Genomic DNA, 20,579 nt, shown 5'->3' with positions numbered 1-20,579 from the left:
GCCGCAGGCGGACCCCAGGGTCAGCGCAAGAAGGCGTCAGGCGGCCGGTACCGCCATCAGCTCGGGCGAGGGCCGTCGACGACCGGGCGCTCCGGCACCGGGACATCGCTGATGACGTACTTCGTCTTGCCACCGGTGTAGGGGAGCGAGTCGACGTACTCGACGCGCACCGGCACCTCGTCGGCGATGCGGGCGCGCAGCGCCGCCACGGCCTCCTCGATGTGCACCCTGGCGTCGTCGCCGTCGCCCTGCACGACGCGGATGGTGATGGAGGCGTCGCGCTGCTGGTGGACCTGGAACAGGCGCACGGCCTCCGGGTGGCCGGCGAACATCGCCATGAGGCGGTGCGCGAGCACGGCGCCGCTCGGCAGCCGCACGAGATCGGTCGTGCGTCCCTGCGGCTGCTCCATCATGGGCAGCGACCTGCCGCACGGGCACGGCCGCTCCCGCAGCGCGCCGCGATCGCCGGTCCGGTACCGGATGAGCGGGAAGACGCGGTTGCGCAGGTCGGTGATGACGAGGTCGCCCACCTCGCCGGCGGGAGCCGGGCGGCCCTCCTCGTCGACGACCTCCACCCGGCGCACGTCCGAGAAGATGTGCAGGCCGTCTCGGTGCTCGCACTCGCCGGCGAGCCAGCCGAACTCGGAGTTGCGGTACTCGTCGTAGACGGGCGCGCCGAACACCGCCTCGAGGCGGGCGCGGACGCCGGCCGTGAGCGGCGCTGCGGTCGTCGCGACGGCGGCGGGCGTCGGCACGGTGAGGCCGCGGCGCTCGAGGTAGTCGGCGAACTCGGTGAGCGCGCCGACGTAGCCCTCGATGAGCCGGGGCCGCGTCCGCGTCACGGCGCGATGGAAGGCCTCCATCGTCTGCTCCGAGATCAGCGAGGCGTCGAGGTACGTCTGGCGCGTCGGCCACCAGGACACGTCGTTCTTGAGCGTCGCGGCGCGGTCGAAGCTCCACCGCCCGATCCGGGCGAGGTCGTCGTACGGGGCGACGCCCCACCACGAGTACATGCGCCAGCTGAGCGCGAGGAACGGCACTCGCGCGTCGTGCATCGTCTTCAGCGGCTCACCCGTGCTGCCGCCGGTCAGCGCGGTGCGCGCGTTCGACCCGGTCGCCTCGGGCGTGGCCATGTCGGCGCTCCGCGCCTTGACCGTCGCGCGGTCGAGGATCGGGAGCCGCTGCCACTCGGCGGGGTCGTGGAGCCGCGACGGGTCGATCCCGAGCCGGCCGTAGGTCTCGCGGTAGAACGGCGACGCCGTCATCGCGAACGCCACGACGTCGCTCGCCAGCGCGTGCTGCTTCCGCTCGAGCTCGGCCGGGTCCAGCCGCTCGTTCGCGAGGAGCTCGTCGTGGAAGCGACCGGCGCGAGCGCGCACGGTGCGGGCCTTCGCCGCGAACGCGGCGCGCTTGATGGATGACGGCATGGGTGGAGCCTCCTCAGCGCGCGTACTCGTACTCGTCCCGGCCCACGGCTCCGAGGATGCGGCCCTGCGCGAACCAGAGCCGTCGCCGGTAGGTGGCGCTCGCGGGGACATCGCCCTTGAGCCTTGCCAGGGTCTCGCCTGCCGCGAAGGCGGGGAGTCGCACGAGGCCGCCGACGAGGAAGCCGGCGCGCTTCGCGAGGCGTGCGGCGCTGCTGTCGTCGCGGGTGAGCAGCCGCGCGCGGACCTGCCCCTGGCAGATCGTGCGGCGACGGACGAACTCGCGCGTCGTGCGCGATGCGGTGATGTCGTCCCGCGCCACCGAGTCCGCCGAGGCGACGATCGTGCCGCCGCTGGCGATCAGGTCGCGGCCGAACTGCACATCGGAGCCGCCCGAGAGCCCGAGCGAGACGTCGAAGCGCACGCCGAGGGCGCGCACCTGCGCGGCGTCGATGAGGACGTTGCCGGTCGCGAGCGCCGAGAGCCGCTCGCCGGTCGGCACCAGGTTGCGCCGGACGAAGCCGCCGCCCGCGATCCAGGGGTCGGTGCCCTCGGGCCAGACGTACCGGACGTAGCCCATCACGGCGGTCGGCCGGTGCGCGGCCCACGCCGCGACGAGTCCTGCGAGCCAGCCGGGCTCGGGCACCAGGTCGTCGTCGATCATCACCACGAGCTCGTCCGGGGCGGCGGCGTCGAGCGCCGCCTGACGGGTGGCGGCGATGCCGGGGATCGGCTCCGCGAGGTACGCGACGCCGAGGGACTCGGCAACGCCCTGCGCCGAGCGGTCGGGGTCGTTGTCGACCAGCAGGATCCGCCACGACGCATCCACGGTGCTCGCGTCCGCGCGGATCGTGTCGATGAGCTCGGGGAGGAGCTCCGATCGGCGGAAGGTGGGCACGGCGATGAGGACCTCCGGGCGCGGATCGGCGGTCATGGTCGACTCCTTCTGCTGCGGCGCGCGATCGCCTGCTGGAACGCCTCGCGATGCGCTGCGCCGACGCGGTCCCAGTCGCGGCCCGAGAGGTCGGGCGTGCCCGACGGCGGCTGCGCGGCGCTCGCCGCGAAGCGCTCGAGGGCGGCGCCGGTCAGTGCGCCGTCGAAGGTCGAGACCCATCCGGGTCCGACCTCTCGCGCGAGCGCCTCGTTGACCTCGGTGCGGGGGACCAGCACAGGGCGCCCCAGCGAGAGTGCTGCGAGCGCGCTGCCGGAGTTGTGCATGAATCGGTACGGTAGCACCACGCCCGACGATCCCATAACGGCGTTCGCGAACTCCTCCTCGGGCAGGTAGCGGAAGTCGATCTCGACCCGCGCATCCGTCGCGGCGCGCGCCCTGACCTCCCGCTCGATGGCCGCGCTCGAGGGGCTGCCGGCGATCCTGAGCCGAAGCTCAGGGTGGGTCGAGGCGGTGCTGGCGAAGGCCTCGAGCAGGTCCTCGACGCCCTTGTACGGCCGCACGAGGCCCACGAACGAGAGCAGCCCCGGCGTCGGCGGCACCGCCGGCACCGAGGCGAACCACGTGCGGTAGTGGCCGTGCGGGATGAGCGTCGATGCGGCGCCCGCCGGGAGCGCGGTCTGCTCGTTGAGCAGGATGCGGTGGTCGACCCTGCGGTCGAGCCACGCGAGGTACCCGCGCTCCCAGCGCGACGCGTCGGCGTGCGGGCGGACGTTGTGCACCGTGTGGATGAGCGCGACCCGCGTGACCGAGAGCCGCAGGCGCAGCGCGGTCGCGAAGGCGCGGCGCGCGAGCGTGCGCGAGGGCGTCGAGCCGCGGAGGAGCAGCTCCGGCCAGTGCAGCTGCAGCGCGTCGTAGCGGCCGAGCAGGGCCTGGCGCCGGTCGAAGCGCAGGTGCTCGACCCCCGGCGTCTCGGCGAGGGCGGCATCGAGCATGTGGATGTAGGGGTTGGACGTCGGGCGCGGCGGACCGAACGACTGCATGACGCGGATCGCTGGCGTCGAGGTGCCCGAGGCGTTCCGCATGCGGCACAGTCTGGTGCATGTTGCGCCGCACGGCGCGCATGCACCTACACTCATCCCAATCGCGCCGGGCCGCCCGGGCAGCAGAACGAGGTGCGGATGACCGAGGTGCCAGAGATGGTCGATTCCTTCGCCGACGTCCATCGGCGGCTCGCCGCTGCCCAGAAGGGTCACGCCCGTGGCGCGCCCGCGTACTCCGTGTACGTCAACCGGCGCATCGGGCGCGTGCTCGCGGTGGCGGCGTACCGCTGGGGCTGGTCGCCAAACACGGTGACGGGCGTCAGCGCGCTGCACTCGCTCGCCGCCATCGTGCTGCTGCTCGCCCTGCCGGCGCAGTGGTGGACGGGCGTCGTGGTGGCGCTGCTGCTCGTGCTCGGCTACGCGTGGGACTCCGCCGACGGGCAGGTCGCGCGCCTCGGCGGCGGTGGCAGCCTCTCGGGCGAGTGGCTCGACCACTTCGTCGACGCGATCAAGATCGCCTCGCTGCACCTCGCGGTGCTCGTGGCGCTCTGGCTGCACACGCCCTACCGCGACACCCCGTGGCTGCTCGTGCCGCTGCTGTTCTCGATCGTGGGCGTCGTGACGTTCTTCGCGATGCTGCTCAACGACCTGCTGAAGGGCAAGGTCGGCGTGCCGTCGACGCACCAGCGGGGGAGCGGCACGCTCGGCCGGTCGCTCATCCTCGTGCCGACCGACTTCGGGCTCCTGTGCCTGGTGTTCGTGCTGTGGGGCTGGTCGACGGGCTTCCTCTGGGCCTACGGCGCGCTCGCGCTCGCGAACCTCGCGTTCCTCGTGCTCGCATCGGTCAAGTGGTTCCGCGAGATCCGCGCGATCGACCGCGAGCGGACCGCCGCGCCATGACCGATCTGCCGCCCTTCGCGGTCATCGTCGTCAACTTCGCGTCGAGCGCGCTGCTGCGCGACCACGCGGCGTCGCTCGACGTCGCGCCGCCCGGGCGGGTAATCGTCGTCGACTGCTTCAGCGGTGCGGCCGAGCGCGAGCTCGTGCGCGGCCTGGCGAGCGAGCACGGCTGGGAGAGCGTGCTGCTCGAGGCGAACGAGGGGTTCGGCGGCGGCACGAACGCCGGCGCCGCTCGAGCGATCGAGCTGGGCGCGCGGGTGCTCGTGGGTCTCAACCCGGATGCCACGATCACCCCGGTCGCCCTCGCGCGCCTGGTCGCGGCGGTCGCGGCCGATCCGATGCTGCTCGCGTCGCCGCGCATCGTGCAGAGCGGCGGCGAGCCGTGGTTCGTCGGCGCCGACCTCTACCTCGACGACGGCATCCCGCGCGGTGCGCGCGCTCGCGAGCGGTTCGCCGGCGCGGCGCGGCTCGAGTGGGCGACCGGCGCGTGCTTCGCGATCTCCTCGGAGCTGTGGACGCGGCTGGGCGGCTTCGACGAGGAGTACTTCCTGTACTGGGAGGACATCGACCTGTCGCACCGCGCGATCGCCGCGGGCGCGCGGCTCGAGCTCCTCGACGCCGAGGTCGTCCACGACCAGGGCGGCACGCACGCCGAGCGCCGCAGCTCGCGGGCGAAGTCGGAGCTGTACTACTACTTCAACATCCGCAACCGGATGCTCTACGCCGTGAAGCACCTCACGGACGACGACGTGCGCCGCTGGGCGCGCTCGTCGGCCAGGATCGGCTACGCCGTGCTGCTGCGGGGCGGCCGGCGGCAGCTGGTCGCCTCGTGGCGGCCGTGGCGAGGCTACCTGCGGGGACTGCGCGACGGCCGCCGCATCGTGCGGGCGCTCCGGCGCAGGGCGGCACGGGCGCACGAGCACGCCGGGAGGCGCTGACATGGACGGCAATCGCGACGGCGGCATCCTGATCGTGTGCGCAGCGAACGTCTGCCGCTCGCCCATGGCCGGGCTCACCCTGCGGCGCGCCTTCGCGCGGCTGCCCGACTACGACGCCGTCCCGGTCGCGACCGCGGGCGTGAGCGTCGACGGCGCCCGCAGCGTCTGCCCGGAGGTGGCGTCGTTCCACACCAGCGAGCGATGGCGCGAGCTCGCCGACCTGCACCGGTCGCGTCCGCTCTACCCGGAGGAGACCCTCCAGGCGACGCTCGTGCTGACGGCGTCGCGCGGGATCCGCTCCTCCGTCGTCGCCGCGGCGCCCGAGCGGCGACGACGGGTCTTCACCCTGCAGGAGGCGGTGTGGCTCGGCAGCGGCTTCGTCGTGGAGCCCGGCACGCCCGGCATGGACGCGCTCGCCGCGTTCCAGCGCTACATCGACGACCGTCGCGGCCTGCGGCAGCTGCCGAAGCGTCCGCGCATGCTGCTGCCGTCGAGGCAGTCGCACAACCCGCTCGACATCCGCGACGGGCACGTCCTAGGTGCGGGCGCGCACCGGCGCACGGTGCGCACGGTGGATGAGGCCGCCCGCGAGCTGGCGTCGCTCCTGACGGGTGCTCGACCGCGCGAGTGAGTGCACGTCCGCGGCCGCGCGCAGCGAGCGCGCCGCGGCGTCCCAGCTGAAGCGGCTCGCCGTGCGCTCGCGCGCAGCCACGTCGGGGCGGTGGCCCCAGGCCGCGTCGAGCGCGCTCGCGGTCGCGAGCGCGTCGAGGGGCGGCGCGAAGACGGCGTAGCCCTCGACCGTCTCGCGGAACACCGGGATGTCGCTCGCGACGAGCGGCGAGCCGAAGCGGGCCGCCTCGACGGCGGGCATGCCGAACCCCTCGTCCAGGCTGAGCGCGATCGTGAGCGACGCGTTGGCGTACAGCCACGCGAGCTCGTCGTCGGGCACCTGGCCGAGCAGCACGATGCTGCCGTCGTCGAGCAGCGCGCGTGCGGCATCCGGGATGGCGACGCCGACGCCCGAGTGCGCGGTGCCGCCGACGACGTAGAGCGGACGCGCGGGGGAGATGCGCGCGGAGTGCACGGCGGCGAGCATGGCCGTCTCGAGGTTCTTGCGCACGTTGAGCCGCCCGACGGTGACGGCGAACTCGCTGCCGGCCGGCACGCGCGACGGGCGCCGAGGCTCCGCGTCGAGCGACGGGGGGACGCCCAGACCGGTCACGATCGACTGCGGCAGCGACGGGGCGTGCCGCGCGATGCGGTCGGCCTCCGTCCGCGTCGAGGTCGCCACGAGTGCCGCTCGTCGTGCCCACGGGAGCATCGCGCTGAAGTAGAGCCGCTCGGCGAGCGAGAACCACTCCGGGTGCTCCTCGAACATCACGTCGTGGAGGAAGAGGAGCGACGGCCCGACGGCCGGCGTGTAGTTGTGGCAGACGGCGAGCTCGGTGCCGGCACCGGCGGCCAGGAGGGGCAGCTCCCAGCGGTTGGAGGCGGCATGCGGCCACAGGTGCGTGCGCACCACCTCCGCGCCGGCCGGGAGGTCGTCGGCCTCGGCGTCGCGCCGCAGCGCGACGACCACCTCGTCCTCGGGGAACGCCCGCGCCCAGGCGAGCACGAGCTCGCGCTGCACCGTCCTGGCCGCCTGCGGACCGTCGTGCCACCAGTAGCCGTCCATGAGGATCCGCATGGATCTCCCTCGTGTCGCAGAACGATGCGGCACCTCCGCCGCCTCGTCAGGCTAATGCGAACACTGTTCGAGAACGCTGTCGGGATACTCAAGCCGGGCGCGGGTTCCCCTGATGATTGCCGCCGACGGTCGCATTCCGAACGCTGTTGTCCATACGCTCCCTCCAAGGCGGCGTCGACGCCGCTCCTGGCTCGCCGGTGAGCATCGTCGTCGACCGCAAGCAACCGATGTCTTGGAGAGCTGTGATCGCACCACGCCGGATCCGTCGAGCACGAGGCGCGACGGCGGTGGCCGTCGCCATGGGGGCGGCAGCGCTCGTCGTGCTGGGACTGACGGGATGCGGGCCGACCTCCGCGGACCCGGTCGCGACCACGGTGGCCAGCGAGACGCCGGACGCGAGCCAGACGCCCGCGCCCAGCGCGGCACCGGATGCGAGCGCTCCGCCGGCCACCGGCCCCACCATCCCGCCGGGCGCCACCGCGGTGCCCGCGCCTGGAGCCGGCGCGACGCCGGGTCCCGACGGCCCGACCGAGGCGGCAGCGCTGCCCACGACGACGGCCGCGCTCGACGAGGCCATCACGTTCGACACCGGCATCGTCGTCGAGATCGTCGCCGTCGATCCGATCACCGTCACCGCCGAGACGCCCGGCGAGATGGACGGTCCCGCCCTGCGCGTCAGCGTCGCCGCCCGCAACCAGTCGGGCGAGGCGCAGGAGGTCGACTCCGCCGTCGTCACCCTCGTCACGGACGACGGACAGGTCGGCGTCGGCACGACGGCGGGTTCGCCGTCACCGCTCTCGGGGATGGTCGAGCCTGGCGCGACGGTCTCCGGCACCTACGTCTTCATGCTCGACCCGGCCTCCGGCCGGGACGTCACGGTCACGGTCAACTACGCCGCAGGCGAGCCGCTCGCGGTCTTCACGGGAAGAACCCTCTGACATGGACACCACCATGCGCCCTCGCCGCCCCCTGCGTGCCGTGCTCCTGGCCGCGCTCGCCACGGTCGCGACCGGCGCGATGCTGACCTCCGGCCTGACCGTCGCGAACGCGGCCGGCACCGGCCCGGTGACGCTGCAGCAGCGCACCAGCTCGGTCGTCACCGCCGATCCGCTCGCCACCGTGCAGATCGACAACGGCTACGTCTGGGCGCAGACGATGATCGGCAACACCGTGTTCGCAGGCGGCGGCTTCGCCAACGCCCGGGCACCGCTCGCCGCGCCGGGCACGAGCCTCACCCCGCGCAGCAACATCCTCTCGTACGACATCCGGACGGGGAACCTGCTGTCGTTCGCACCCCAGGTGAACGGCCCGATCCGCGCCGTGGCGGCGTCCGCCGACGGCACGCGCCTCTACATCGGCGGCTCGTTCACCTCGGTGAACGGCCAGACCCGCTTCAACTTCGCGGTGCTGAACCCGACCACCGGTGCGCTCCTCCCCGGCTTCAACGCCTCCATCGGCGGCAGCGGTGTCTACGGCATCGCGACCTCGGGCGACACCGTGTACGTCACCGGCCTGTTCTCGCAGGCCAACGGGGTCGCGCGCCAGAACCTCGCGGCCTTCGACGCCGGCACCGGCGCCCTCCGCTCGTGGGCGCCCACGATCGACCTGCAGGGCGACGCCCTGGTCATCGATCCCGGCGGCTCGCACGTCATCGTCGGCGGCCGCTTCTACCTCACCAACGGGGTCGTGCAGCGCGGCCTCGCCCCGCTCGACCCGGTCACGGGCGCCCTGGACACCGCATGGGCGGCCTCCAAGACCGTCATCAACGGCTGGTCCGAGGGCACCTACGCCGGCAAGGCGGGCATCTTCTCGCTCGCGGTCGACGCCTCAGGCGTGTACGGCACCGGCTGGGTCTACGCGAACACGACGATCGGCAACCTCGAGGGCACCTTCGCAGCCGAGGCCGGCAGCGGGGCGATCCGCTGGGTGGCCGACTGCCACGGCGACCACTACGGCGTCTACTCCACCGGTGAGGTCGTCTACACGACGAGCCACACGCATCAGTGCGACACCGCTGGACTCGCACCCGAGCTCAGTCCGCGCACGTACCGGTACGTCGAGGCCTTCACCGCCAGCGCGGAGGGCACGCTCACGCGCAGCCCCTCGGTGAGCAGCATCTACAAGGACTGGAGCGGGACGCCCTCGCCGGCGCCCTACGCCTGGTACCCCGACTTCACCGTCGGTCGCACCTCCGGCCTCAACCAGGCCGGCCTGTCGATGACCGGCAACGGCCAGTACCTCTCCGTCGGCGGGGAGTTCGGCAGCGTGAACAACCTGCGCTACGAGGGCCTCGTGCGCTTCTCGACCACGCCGCCGAACGGGCCGAAGCAGGGTCCTCGCATCGCGAGCGCGACGTGGGGAGCGCCGACCGCCACGTCGGTCGTCGCCGGCCGCGCCCGGATCTCGATCCGCGGCAACTGGGACCGCGACGACCGCGACCTCACCTATGAGCTGCGGCGCGCCGGGACGACCGGTGTCATCCAGTCGCGGGTGGTGCCGTCGAGCTGGTGGTCGCAGCCGCAGGTCTCGTTCAACGACACGGGCCTGACACCCGGTGCGAGCCACACGTACACGGTGCGGGTCGTCGACGGCAACGGCAACGCGGTGACGAGCCAGGCCGCGACCGTGACCATCGCGAGCGGCGAGTCGTCGCACTACGCGAACGCCGTGCTCGACGACGGTGCCACCCTCTACTACCCGCTCGGCTCCAACCGGACCGACTGGGGTGGCTCGACGACGCCGCTGTTCGGCAGCGGTGCGAGCAACCTGTCGCCCGGCGCCGTGGTCGGCGTCACGGGTGAGTCGGCGACGAGCCTCAACGGCACGACGAACGGCCGCGTGTCGTCGAACGTGAGCGGCTCCGTGCCGGGCACGTTCTCGACCGAGCTGTGGTTCAACACGTCGACGAACCAGGGCGGGAAGCTCCTCGGCTTCGGCAGCTCGCAGACCGGCTCGTCGAGCAGCTACGACCGGCACATCTACATGCAGAACAACGGTCGGCTGGTGTTCGGCGTCTATCCGGGGCAGGTGCGGACGATCTCGTCGACCGCCTCGTACAACGACGGCCGCTGGCACCACGTCGTGGCGACGCAGGGGGCGGACGGCATCGCGCTCTACGTCGACGGCAACCGCGTGGCGCAGGATGCGGCGGTCACGACCGCGCAGGCCTACAACGGCTACTGGAGGATCGGCGGCGACAACCTGGGCTCGTGGCCCGGCGCACCGTCGTCGAACTACTTCCGCGGCGCGATCGACGAGGTCGCCGTCTACGGCACGGCGCTGTCCGCCGGGCAGGTCTCGACGCACTTCGCCGTGGGCTCGGGCTTCCAGGCTCCCACCGCCGCCTTCCAGTCGACGACGGACCTGCTGAGCGCGAGCTTCGACGGGTCGGGGTCCACGGCCGCGGGCGGATCGACGATCAGCTCGTACGCGTGGCAGTTCGGCGACGGCGCGACCGGCACGGGCGCCTCCGCGACGCACGACTACGACGCGGCCGGCACGTACTCGGTCACTCTCACCGTGACCGACAGCCGCGGGCTGAGCGACGCCATCACGCAGGACGTCACCGTGGAGGCCCCGAACGTCGGCCCGACCGCCTCGTTCACGTCCTCGGTCGATGACCTGGACGCCGCCGTCAACGGCTCCGCCTCCTCCGACCCCGACGGCAGCATCGCGTCCTACAGCTGGAACTGGGGTGATGGGACGGCGAGCACCTCGGGCGCGACGTCGACGCACCGCTACGGCGCCGCCGGCAGCTACACCGTGACGCTCACCGTGACCGACGACGACGGAGCGGTCGGGACCTCGACCGGCGTCATCGAGGCGACCGAGCCCGACCTGCCGCCGCCCGCGACCTTCGCGGCCTCGGACGACTTCTCCCGCACGGTCTCGCCCGGCTGGGGCACCGCCGACGTCGGCGGACCCTGGACGATCACGGGCACCGCGGCGCCGGCGTCGGTGAGCGGCGGCCTCGGCACCCTGAACCTGGGTGCCGGGTCGACGAGGGACCTGCGGCTCGGTGGCCTCGACCTCAGCGACGTGCGCGTGTCGATGGACCTGCGGCTGGACCAGGCGCCTGCGACGGGTTCGGCCTACCTCGGGATCATCACCCGGTCGACCGCCGCCGGTGACTACCGCGTGCGGGTGTGGCTCCGCGACAACGGCACGGTGTCGCTCGTGGTGCAGCACGGGTCGACGGTGCTGCGCAGCTACCAGGTGCCCGGCATCACCAGAGCGGCCGGCGACTGGTTCACGCTCGAGGTGCAGGTGACCGGCACGACGAGCACGACCGTCGAGGCGAGCATCTGGCGCGCCGGCACGCCGCAGCCGGCGGCGTGGCAGGTGAGCGTGACGGATGCGACCGGGTCGAACCCGAGCGGCTCGGTCGGCGTGCACGCCAACCGCAGCAGCGCGGCGACCGCCGCGGGGCTCTTCTCGATCGACGCGTTCCGGGTGACGAACCTCCGGTGACGGAGAGCGCCGGCCCCGCTCGCGCGCCTGCGCGGGCGGGGCCTCCTCTCGGTCGTCAGCGGGAGCAGGGCCTCCGCCGCCTCCAGGAGAGGGTCAGGGGACTCAGGCCCGGCGCGGATTCCGCTGATGATTGCCGCCGACGGGTGTTTCCGAACGACGTTATCCATACGCTCGTCGCAAGGCGGCATCGTCGCCGCTCGCGGTTCGCCGGCGAGCAGCGTCATCGGCCGCTGCCGACCGATCTGGAGAGCCGTGATCGCACCACGCCGGAGCCGTCGAGCGCGACGCTCGGCGGCGATGGCTCTCGCCACCGCCCATCGGATCATCGTCACCGCCACGACGACCGCCTTGGGCCGGAACCGCACAGGCAACGACGCCGCGGGTGAGCCGCTCGCGGTCCTCACGGGAAGAACCCTCTGACAGATGGATACCACCATGCGTCCCCGCCGCCCCCTGCGCGCGGTGCTGCTCGCCGCGCTCGCCACCGTCGCGACCGGCGCGATGCTCACCTCGGGACTCACCGTCGCCGACGCAGCGGGGACCGGTCCGGTCACCCTGCAGCAGCGCACCAGCTCCGTCGTCACCGCAGACCCGCTCGCCACCGTGCAGATCGACAACGGCTACGTGTGGGCGCAGACGATGATCGGCAACACCGTGTTCGCCGGCGGCGGCTTCGCCAACGCGCGCGCGCCGCTCGCTTCACCCGGCACGAGCCTGACGCCGCGGAGCAACATCCTCTCGTACGACATCCGGACCGGGAACCTGCTCTCGTTCGCACCGCAGGTGAACGGCCCGATCCGCGCCGTCGCGGCGTCCGCCGATGGCACGCGCCTCTACATCGGCGGCTCGTTCACCTCGGTGAACGGGCAGACCCGCTTCAACTTCGCCGTGCTCAACCCGGTGACCGGTGCGCTGCTCCCCGGGTTCAACGCCTCCATCGGCGGCGCCGGCGTCTTCGCCATCGCGACGATGAGCAACACGGTCTACGTGACCGGGCGATTCACCCAGGCGAACGGTGTCGCGCGGCGGAACCTCGCGGCCTTCGACGCGGGCACCGGGGCGCTCCGCTCGTGGGCGCCCACGATCGACCTGCAGGGCGACGCCCTGGTCATCGATCCCGGCGGCTCGCACGTCATCGTCGGCGGCCGCTTCTACCTCACCAACGGGGTCGTGCAGCGCGGCCTCGCGCCGCTCCACCCGGTCTCCGGCGCCCTCGACACGACGTGGGCTGCATCGAAGACCGTCATCAACGGCTGGTCCGAGGGCACCTACGCAGGCAAGGCGGGCATCTTCTCGCTGGCCGTCGACGCCTCGGGGGTCTACGGCACGGGCTGGGTCTACGCCAACACCTCGATCGGCAACCTCGAGGGCACCTTCGCGGCCGAGGCAGGGACCGGTGCGATCCGCTGGGTCGCCGACTGCCACGGCGACCACTACGGCGTCTACTCGACCGGCTCCGTGGTCTACACGACGAGCCACACGCACGCGTGCGACACCGCGGGCCTCGCGCCGGAGCTGAGCCCGCGCACCTACCGATACGTCGAGGCGTTCACCGCGACCGCGGAGGGCACGCTCACGCGCACGCCGTCCGCAGGCAGCACGTACAAGGACTGGAGCGGGACGCCGGCTCCGGCGCCCTACGCGTGGTACCCCGACTTCACCGTCGGTCGGACGTCCGGGCTCAACCAGGCCGGCCTGTCGATGACCGGCAACGGCCAGTACCTCTCCGTCGGCGGCGAGTTCGGCAGCGTCAACAACCTGCGCTACGAGGGCCTCGTGCGCTTCTCGACCACACCGCCCAACGGGCCGAAGCAGGGTCCTCGCATCGCGAGCGCGACGTGGGGCGCGCCGACGGTGACGTCGGTCGTGGCTGGGCGCGCTCGGATCTCGATCCGCGGCAACTGGGACCGCGACGACCGCGACCTCACGTACGAGCTGCGCCGCGCGGGCACCGCCGGCGTGATCCGGTCGCAGGTCGTGCCCTCGGGCTGGTGGTCGCAGCCGCAGGTCACGTTCAACGACACCGGCCTCACACCGGGCTCGAGCCAGAGCTACACGGTGCGGGTCGTCGACGGCAACGGCAACGCCGTCACGAGCCAGGCTGCGACGGTGACGATCGCGAGCGGCCAGTCCTCCGGCTATGCGAACGCCGTGCTCGACGACGGGGCGACCCTCTACTACCCGCTCGGGACGAACCGATCCGACTGGGGCGGGGCGAGCACGCCGCTCTTCGGCACCGGCGTGACGAACACGTCGCCGGGCGCCGTGGCCGGCGTGACGGGCGAGTCGGCATCGAGCTTCAACGGCACGACGAGCGGCCGCGTGTCGTCGGGTTCCAGCTCGACGGTGCCGAGCACGTTCTCGACCGAGCTGTGGTTCAACACCACGACCACGCAGGGTGGCAAGCTCATGGGCTTCGGCAGCTCACAGACGGGCTCGTCGGGCAGCTACGACCGCCACATCTACATGCAGAACAACGGGCGGCTGACGTTCGGGGTCTATCCGGGGCAGGTGCGGACGATCTCGTCGACCGCGTCCTACAACGACGGCCGCTGGCACCACGTGGTGGCGACGCAGGGGACGGGCGGCATCGCGCTCTACGTCGACGGCGCGCGCGTGGCGCAGGACACGACCGTGACCACGGCGCAGAGCTACACCGGCTTCTGGCGGATCGGCGGCGACAACCTGGGCTCGTGGCCCGGCGCACCGTCGTCGATCTACTTCCGCGGCGCGATCGACGAGGTGGCCGTCTACAGCTCGGCGCTCACGAGCGCACAGGTCTCGACGCACTTCGCCGTCGGCTCCGGCCAGCAGGCACCGACCGCCGCCTTCCAGGCCACGACGAGCACGCTCAGCGCCAGCTTCAACGCGTCCGGCTCGACCGCCGCGAGCGGCTCGACGATCGCCTCGTACGCGTGGCAGTTCGGTGACGGCACGACCGGCACCGGCGTCTCGCCGACGCATCCCTACAGCCAGGCGGGCACCTACGCCGTCACGCTCACGGTCACCGACAGCCGCGGGTTGAGCGATGCCGTGACGCAGAACGTCACGGTGCAGGCGGCCAACGTGCGGCCGACGGCGTCGTTCACCACTTCGGTCGACGATCTCGACGTCGCGGTGAACGGCTCGGCCTCCTCGGATCCGGACGGCAGCATCGTGTCGTATGCGTGGAGCTGGGGCGACGGGACGCCGAACGGCTCGGGCACGACGGCCACGCACCGCTACGGCGGCGCCGCGAGCTACACCGTGACGCTCACCGTCACCGACGATGACGGTGCGACTGCCTCGACCACCCGGGTGGTGCAGCCGAGCGAGCCGGATGTGCCTCCGCCCGCGACCTTCGTGGCCGCGGACGACTTCTCCCGCACCGTGTCCTCGGGCTGGGGCTCAGCCAACCCAGGCGGAGCATGGACCGTCACGGGCACCTCGGCCCCCGCATCCGTCGCAGGAGGCGTCGGCACGCTGAGCCTCGGCGCCGGGTCGACCAGAGACGTCAGGCTCAACGCCCTCGCGCTCCGCGACGTGCGCGTGTCGATGGACCTGCGGCTCGACCAGGCACCCGCGACCGGCTCCGCGTACGTCGGGGTGATCACGCGGTCGACCTCAGCGGGTGACTACCGCGTGCGGGTCTGGCTGCGGGACAACGGCACGGTCTGGCTCGTCGTGCAGCACGGGTCGACCGTGCTGCGCAGCTACCAGGTGCCGGGCATCACCCGCGCAGCCGGTGACTGGTTCACCATCGAGGTGGAGGTGACCGGCTCGACGAGCACCACAGTCGCGGCGAGCCTGTGGCGTGCGGGCACGCCGCAGCCGTCGGCGTGGCAGGTGAGCGTGACCGACTCGACCGGTACGAACACGCAGGGGTCGGTGGGCGTGCACGCGAACCGCAGCAGCGCAGCGACCGCTGCCGGCGTCTTCTCGATCGACGCGTTCCGCGTCACCGACCTCGGGTGACGGACGGGAGCGCCGGGCGGCTACATTGAGCCCGATGAGCGACTCCCTCCTGGTGCTGGCCCCGCTCGCGCTCTGCGCGGGCGGGGTCGCCCTGTTCGTCTTCCGTGCGAGCCCGCGGGCGACGTTCGTGATGTGGGCGTTCGTGCTGTTCCTCGTGCCCATCTGGATCGGCGTCACGGTCGGCTTCTTCTGGGCCGCCATCACGCTCGTGACCCTGGCCGCCATCGCCTCGAACTTCGCCGACGTGCGGCTGACGGTGGCGGACGCGTTCGTCGCGACCTTCGGCCTGCTCGTGCTCATCCTTTTTGCGCTGCAGCTCGCGACGCTCTCGCACACGGTGATCGCGATCCTGCAGTGGGTCGTGCCGTACGTCTGGGGCCGGATGGTGCTGGCGCGGGTGCCTGCGCTGTTCGTCACGCGGACGATCGCGGCGTTCGCGACCGTCGCCGCGGTCCTCGCGGTGATCGAGTTCTCGACCGGGTCGAACCTCTTCGTGCTCATCCCCGGCTCCGGACCGTTCGCGGAGTGGTCGGGGCTGCAGCCGCGGTCCGACTTCCTGCGAGCCGAGGGGGCGTTCGGCCACGCGATCGCGCTCGGCGCCTCGCTCGCGATGGCATCTGCGTTCGTGCTGGGCACCCGGTGGCCGGCGCCGGTCATCGTCCTGTCCCTCGCGGTCATCGTCGGGGCCGTCGTCGCCTCGTTCAGCCGGATCGGCCTCGTCACCGTGGCGCTCACGATCGCGGTGAGCCTGATCGTGATGCCGGGCATCCGCCGCACCGCGCGCTGGTGGGTCGCCGTGGGCGGTGTCGCGGCGCTCGCGATCCTCGTGCCGTTCCTCGGCGACGTCTTCTCCGACGCCGGAGAGGAGGCGGGCGGCAGCGCTGACTATCGCAGCGGCCTGTTCACGCTCGTCTCCGAGGTGCAGCTGTTCGGCAACGCCGGCGACTGGCAGGGGCGCATCGAGGGCGGCGTGTACCTCGGCACCTTCGCCCGCTCGGTCGACAACACGATGCTGCTGATCGCGCTGCGCTTCGGCTGGGTGCCGGTGCTGCTCGTCTCCGCGCTGCTCGTCGTGCTGGTGCTGAACCTGCTGCGCGGACGCACGAACCCGGCGACGATCGCCGTCGTCTGCCAGCTGCCAGCGCTGTTCGCCGTCGCGCTCATCACGCAGTTCGGGTCGTTCCTGTGGTTCCTCGCCGGGCTGGCGGTCGCCTGGAGCGCGATGCAGGACGACGCGGCGGCCGTCCCCGGACGGTTCAGCCAGCAGCTGCCGCGTCGACTGGAGCCGGTCGGCGGCGCGTCGTCCTGAGCTGGCCCTCCCGCGGCCCGGATGCTCAGGCCTGACGCGGGTTCCGCTGATGATTACAGGAGCCGGTCGTTTTCGAACGGTGTTATCCCTACGCTCGCTCCAGGCGGCATCGACGCCGCTGCCGGCTCGCCGACGAGCAGCGTCCTCGCGGCTTCACGAGAACCACCCACTGACAGATGGACACACCATGCGCCCTCGCCGCACTCTGCGCGCCGTCCTGCTCACCGCGCTCGCGACCGTCGCGACGGGCGCCCTGCTGACCTCAGGTCTGACCGTCGCCAACGCAGCCGGGACCGGTCCGGCCACGCTGCAGCAGCGCGACAGCTCGGTGGTGACGGCTGATCCGCTGCCCACCGTGCAGATCGACAACGGCTACGTGTGGGCGCAGACGATGATCGGCGACACCGTGTTCGCCGGCGGCGGGTTCGCCAACGCGCGCGCACCGCTCGCGGCGCCGGGGACGAGCCTGACGCCCCGCAGCAACATCCTCTCCTTCGACATCCGGACGGGGAACCTGCTGTCGTTCGCGCCGCAGGTGAACGGCCCGATCCGCGCCGTCGCGGCCTCAGCGGACGGCACGCGCCTGTACATCGGCGGCTCCTTCTCGTCCGTCAACGGCCAGACGCGGTACAACTTCGCGGCGCTCAACCCGGTGACCGGCGCGCTGCTGCCGGGGTTCACCGCCTCGATCGGCGGCACCGGCGTCTACGGCCTCGCGGCCACGAGCGACACCGTCTACGCGACGGGCCTGTTCACGCAGGCGAACGGCGTCGCCCGGCAGAACCTCGCGGCGTTCGCGACCTCGAACGGCGCGCTGCGCTCCTGGGCTCCCACGCTCGACCGCCAGGGCGACGCGATGGTGATCGACCCGGACGGCTCGCACGTCATCGTGGGTGGCCGCTTCTACCTCACGAACGGCGTGGTCCAGCGCGGCCTCGCCCCGCTCGACCCGGTGACCGGCGCCATCGACACCGCGTGGGCCGCATCGAAGACGATCATCAACGGATGGTCCTCCGGCGCGACCGCGGGCAAGGCGGGCATCTTCGCGCTCTCCGCCGACGACTCGGGCGTGTACGGCACGGGCTGGGTCTATGCCGACGTGGAAGCAGGCAACCTCGAGGGCGTCTTCGCCGCAGAGGCCGGCAGCGGTGCGATCCGCTGGGTGGCCGACTGCCACGGCGACCACTACGGCGTCTTCTCGACCGGCGAGACGGTGTACGCGACCAGCCACACGCACCAGTGCGACACCCTCGGTCTCGCACCCGAGCTCAACCCCCGCAGCTACCGGTACGTCGAGGCCTTCAGCGCGACCGCCGAGGGCACGCTCACGCGCAGCCCGTCGGTGAGCAGCATCTACAAGGACTGGAGCGGCACGCCGGCTCCGGCGCCGTATGCGTGGTACCCCGACTTCACCGTCGGCCGCACCTCCGGCCTCAACCAGGCAGGGCTCTCGATGACCGGCAACGACCAGTTCCTCTCGGTCGCCGGCGAGTTCGGCAGCGTGAACAACCTGCGCTACGAGGGCATCGTGCGCTTCGCGGTGGCCCCGCCGAACGGCCCGAAGCAGGGCCCGCGCATCGCGAGCGCGACCTGGGGAGCGCCCTCCGCCACCTCGGTCGTCGCCGGTCGGGTGCGCGTCTCGATCCGCGGCAACTGGGACCGCGACGACCGCGACCTGACGTACGAGCTGCGCCGCACCGGCACGGCCGGTGTCATCCAGTCGCAGGTCGTCCCGTCGAGCTGGTGGTCGCAGCCGCAGATCACCTTCAACGACACCGGGCTGACGCCCGGGACCAGCCACACGTACACGGTGCGCGTGGTCGACGGCAACGGCAACGCCGTGACGAGCCAGGCCGCGACGGTGACCGTCGCGAGCGGGCAGTCGTCCCCGTACGCCAACGCCGTGCTCGACGACGGGGCGACGCTGTACTACCCGCTCGGCTCCGACCGCTCCGACTGGGGTGGATCGAGCACGCCGCTGTTCGGCAGCGGCGCGACGAACGTGTCGCCGGGTGGCGTTGCGGGCGTGACGGGCGAGTCGGCGTCGAGCTTCGACGGCACGGGCAACGGCCGCGTCTCGTCGGGCTCGAGCTCGACGGTGCCGAGCACGTTCTCGACCGAGCTGTGGTTCAACACGACCACGAACCAGGGCGGCAAGCTGATCGGCTTCGGCAACTCGCAGACCGACTGGTCGAGCAACTACGACCGCCACATCTACATGCAGAACGACGGCCGACTGACGTTCGGCGTCTACCCCGGGCAGGTGCGCACCGTCTCGTCGAGCGCCGCCTACAACGACGGCGGCTGGCACCACGCTGTGGCGACGCAGGGGCCCGGGGGCATCGCGCTGTACGTCGACGGCGCGCTGGTCGGACAGGATGCGAGCGTCACCGGCGCGCAGGACTACAGCGGCTACTGGCGGATCGGCGGCGACAACCTGAACGGCTGGTCGGCGCAGCCCTCCTCGGCCTCGTTCCGCGGTGCGATCGACGAGGTCGCCGTGTACGGCTCGGCGCTCACGAGCGGCCAGGTCGCGGCGCACTACGCAATGGGCGCGGGGCTGCAGGCGCCGACGGCTGCCTTCCAGGCCACGACGAGCACGCTCTCCGCGAGCTTCGACGCGTCCGGCTCGACGGCCGCGAGCGGCTCGACGATCGGCTCGTACGCGTGGCAGTTCGGTGACGGCAAGACCGGCACCGGCGTCTCGCCGACGCATGCGTACGACCAGGCCGGCACCTATGCGGTCACGCTGACCGTCACCGACAGCCGGGGGCTCAGCGGTGCCATCACCCAGGACGTCACGGTCGAGGCCGCCAACGTCGGCCCGACGGCGTCGTTCACGAGCGCGGTCAGCGACCTCGGCGCGACGGTGGACGGCTCCGGCTCGTCGGATCCGGACGGCAGCGTCGTCTCCTGGAGCTGGAGCTGGGGCGACGGGACGGCGAGCACCTCGGGCGCGACCTCGACCCACAGCTACGGGGCCGCGGGCGACTACACCGTGACGCTCACCGTGACCGACGACGACGGAGCCACCGCGACGACGACCGGCGTCGTCCAGGCGACGGACCCCGTCGTGGTGGCACCGACGTTCGCGGCGTCGGACGACTTCTCGCGCACGGTCGCACCGGGCTGGGGGACGTCGGAGGTCGGCGGACCGTGGACCGTCACCGGCACCTCGGCCCCCGCGTCCGTCGGCAACGGCGTCGGCACGCTCGCCCTCGGCGCGGGTTCGACCAGGGACCTGCGGCTGAACGCGCTCGCGCTCAGCGACCTGCGGGTCTCGATGGATCTGCGGCTCGACCAGGCGCCGGCGACCGGTTCCTCCTATCTCGGTGTCATCACGCGGTCGACGTCGGCCGGCGACTACCGGGTTCGGGTCTGGCTCCGCGACAACGGCACGGTCTGGCTCGTCGTGCAGCACGGGTCGACGGTGCTGCGGAGCTACCAGGTGCCGGGCATCACTCGCGCAGCCGGTGACTGGTTCACCCTCGAGGTGGAGGTCACGGGGACGACGAGCACGACGGTCGAGGCGAGCCTCTGGCGCGCCGGCACGCCGCAGCCCGCGGCGTGGCAGGTGAGCGTCACCGACGCCACCGGCTCGAACCCGACCGGCTCGGTGGGCGTGCACGCGAACCGCAGCAGCACGGCGACCGCGACCGGCGTCTTCTCGATCGACGCGTTCCGGGTCACCGACCTCGGGTGACGGCGGGGGAGCGCCCCGACGGCGACTCCCTCCTGGTGCTGGCCCCGCTCGCGCGCTGCGCGAGCGGGGCCGCGCTGCTTCGTCCAAGGAGCGAGCGTCCGAGCGGCGCCCGGTCGCGCGGAAGATCAAGCCCGACGCGGCTTCCGCTGATGATTGCCGCGATCGGTCGTTTTCCGAACAGCGTTATCCATACGCTCAGAGCAAGGCGGCATCGACGTCGTCCCGGCTCGCCGGACCGCAGCGTCGAGGCCCGCGGGGC

12 protein-coding genes are annotated in these 20,579 nt (G+C 72.4%); 8 read left to right on the top strand and 4 right to left on the bottom strand.

Features of this window, described 5'->3' with window-relative positions; genetic code table 11:
• Positions 1-56: 56 nt before the first annotated feature.
• From ACVWW9_RS00190 to ACVWW9_RS00180, 3 genes are read right to left on the bottom strand one after another with little or no spacing between them, the layout of a single operon-like run.
• On the bottom strand, positions 57-1,427 hold the full coding sequence (locus tag ACVWW9_RS00190) for a phenylacetate--CoA ligase family protein (RefSeq protein ID WP_456513921.1): 1,371 nt from the start codon (positions 1,425-1,427) through the stop codon (positions 57-59).
• A 13-nt stretch (positions 1,428-1,440) separates the two neighbouring features.
• Positions 1,441-2,358 (bottom strand): glycosyltransferase family 2 protein, encoded by a 918-nt coding sequence (locus ACVWW9_RS00185; RefSeq protein WP_456513920.1) that lies wholly within the window; start codon positions 2,356-2,358, stop codon positions 1,441-1,443.
• Entirely contained in the window at positions 2,355-3,401 is a 1,047-nt protein-coding gene (locus ACVWW9_RS00180; RefSeq protein WP_456513919.1) for a glycosyltransferase, read from the bottom strand. Before ACVWW9_RS00180 ends, ACVWW9_RS00185 begins: the two co-directional genes overlap by 4 nt.
• Before the next feature lie 96 nt (positions 3,402-3,497).
• On the opposite strand from ACVWW9_RS00180, the gene ACVWW9_RS00175 reads away from it, so the two are divergent.
• The 3 genes from ACVWW9_RS00175 to ACVWW9_RS00165 are packed head-to-tail and all read left to right on the top strand — an operon-like array spanning position 3,498 to position 5,828.
• Positions 3,498-4,259 carry a CDP-alcohol phosphatidyltransferase family protein gene (locus ACVWW9_RS00175; protein ID WP_245989943.1) on the top strand — a complete coding sequence of 254 codons (762 nt, stop codon included), beginning with the start codon at positions 3,498-3,500 and terminating at the stop codon, positions 4,257-4,259.
• Positions 4,256-5,197: a glycosyltransferase family 2 protein gene (locus ACVWW9_RS00170; RefSeq protein WP_456513918.1), complete on the top strand. Its 942-nt coding sequence runs from the start codon at positions 4,256-4,258 to the stop codon at positions 5,195-5,197. The genes ACVWW9_RS00175 and ACVWW9_RS00170 overlap by 4 nt, the downstream gene beginning before the upstream one ends.
• Before the next feature lies 1 nt (position 5,198).
• Positions 5,199-5,828 carry an arsenate reductase/protein-tyrosine-phosphatase family protein gene (locus ACVWW9_RS00165; protein WP_456513917.1) on the top strand — a complete coding sequence of 210 codons (630 nt, stop codon included), beginning with the start codon at positions 5,199-5,201 and terminating at the stop codon, positions 5,826-5,828.
• Here the strand turns inward: ACVWW9_RS00165 and ACVWW9_RS00160 are convergent.
• Complete coding sequence (locus tag ACVWW9_RS00160) at positions 5,733-6,884, bottom strand: glycosyltransferase family 4 protein (protein WP_456513916.1); 1,152 nt, start codon at positions 6,882-6,884, stop codon at positions 5,733-5,735. The two genes, ACVWW9_RS00165 and ACVWW9_RS00160, sit on opposite strands and share 96 nt — an antisense overlap.
• Positions 6,885-7,171: 287 nt before the next feature.
• Here ACVWW9_RS00160 and ACVWW9_RS00155 point away from each other — a divergent pair, with 287 nt between their 5' ends.
• The 5 genes from ACVWW9_RS00155 (at position 7,172) to ACVWW9_RS00135 (ending at position 20,320) form a co-directional block, all read left to right on the top strand.
• Positions 7,172-7,822, top strand: a complete 651-nt coding sequence (locus ACVWW9_RS00155; protein WP_456513915.1) for a hypothetical protein — start codon at positions 7,172-7,174, stop codon at positions 7,820-7,822.
• Between the two features lies 1 nt (position 7,823).
• Positions 7,824-11,354, top strand: coding sequence for a PKD domain-containing protein (locus ACVWW9_RS00150; protein ID WP_456513914.1), 3,531 nt, complete (start codon positions 7,824-7,826; stop codon positions 11,352-11,354).
• A 435-nt stretch (positions 11,355-11,789) separates the two neighbouring features.
• Positions 11,790-15,308 (top strand): PKD domain-containing protein, encoded by a 3,519-nt coding sequence (locus ACVWW9_RS00145; protein WP_456513913.1) that lies wholly within the window; start codon positions 11,790-11,792, stop codon positions 15,306-15,308.
• A 34-nt stretch (positions 15,309-15,342) separates the two neighbouring features.
• Positions 15,343-16,617 carry a hypothetical protein gene (locus tag ACVWW9_RS00140; RefSeq protein ID WP_456513912.1) on the top strand — a complete coding sequence of 425 codons (1,275 nt, stop codon included), beginning with the start codon at positions 15,343-15,345 and terminating at the stop codon, positions 16,615-16,617.
• Between the two features lie 187 nt (positions 16,618-16,804).
• Positions 16,805-20,320 (top strand): PKD domain-containing protein, encoded by a 3,516-nt coding sequence (locus tag ACVWW9_RS00135; protein ID WP_456513911.1) that lies wholly within the window; start codon positions 16,805-16,807, stop codon positions 20,318-20,320.
• The last annotated feature ends 259 nt before the right edge of the window (positions 20,321-20,579 follow it).

The organism is Agrococcus sp. UYP33 (assembly GCF_054060915.1).
Note: the sequence above shows the minus strand (reverse complement) of the source record. Positions and strands in the feature narration are given on the sequence as shown.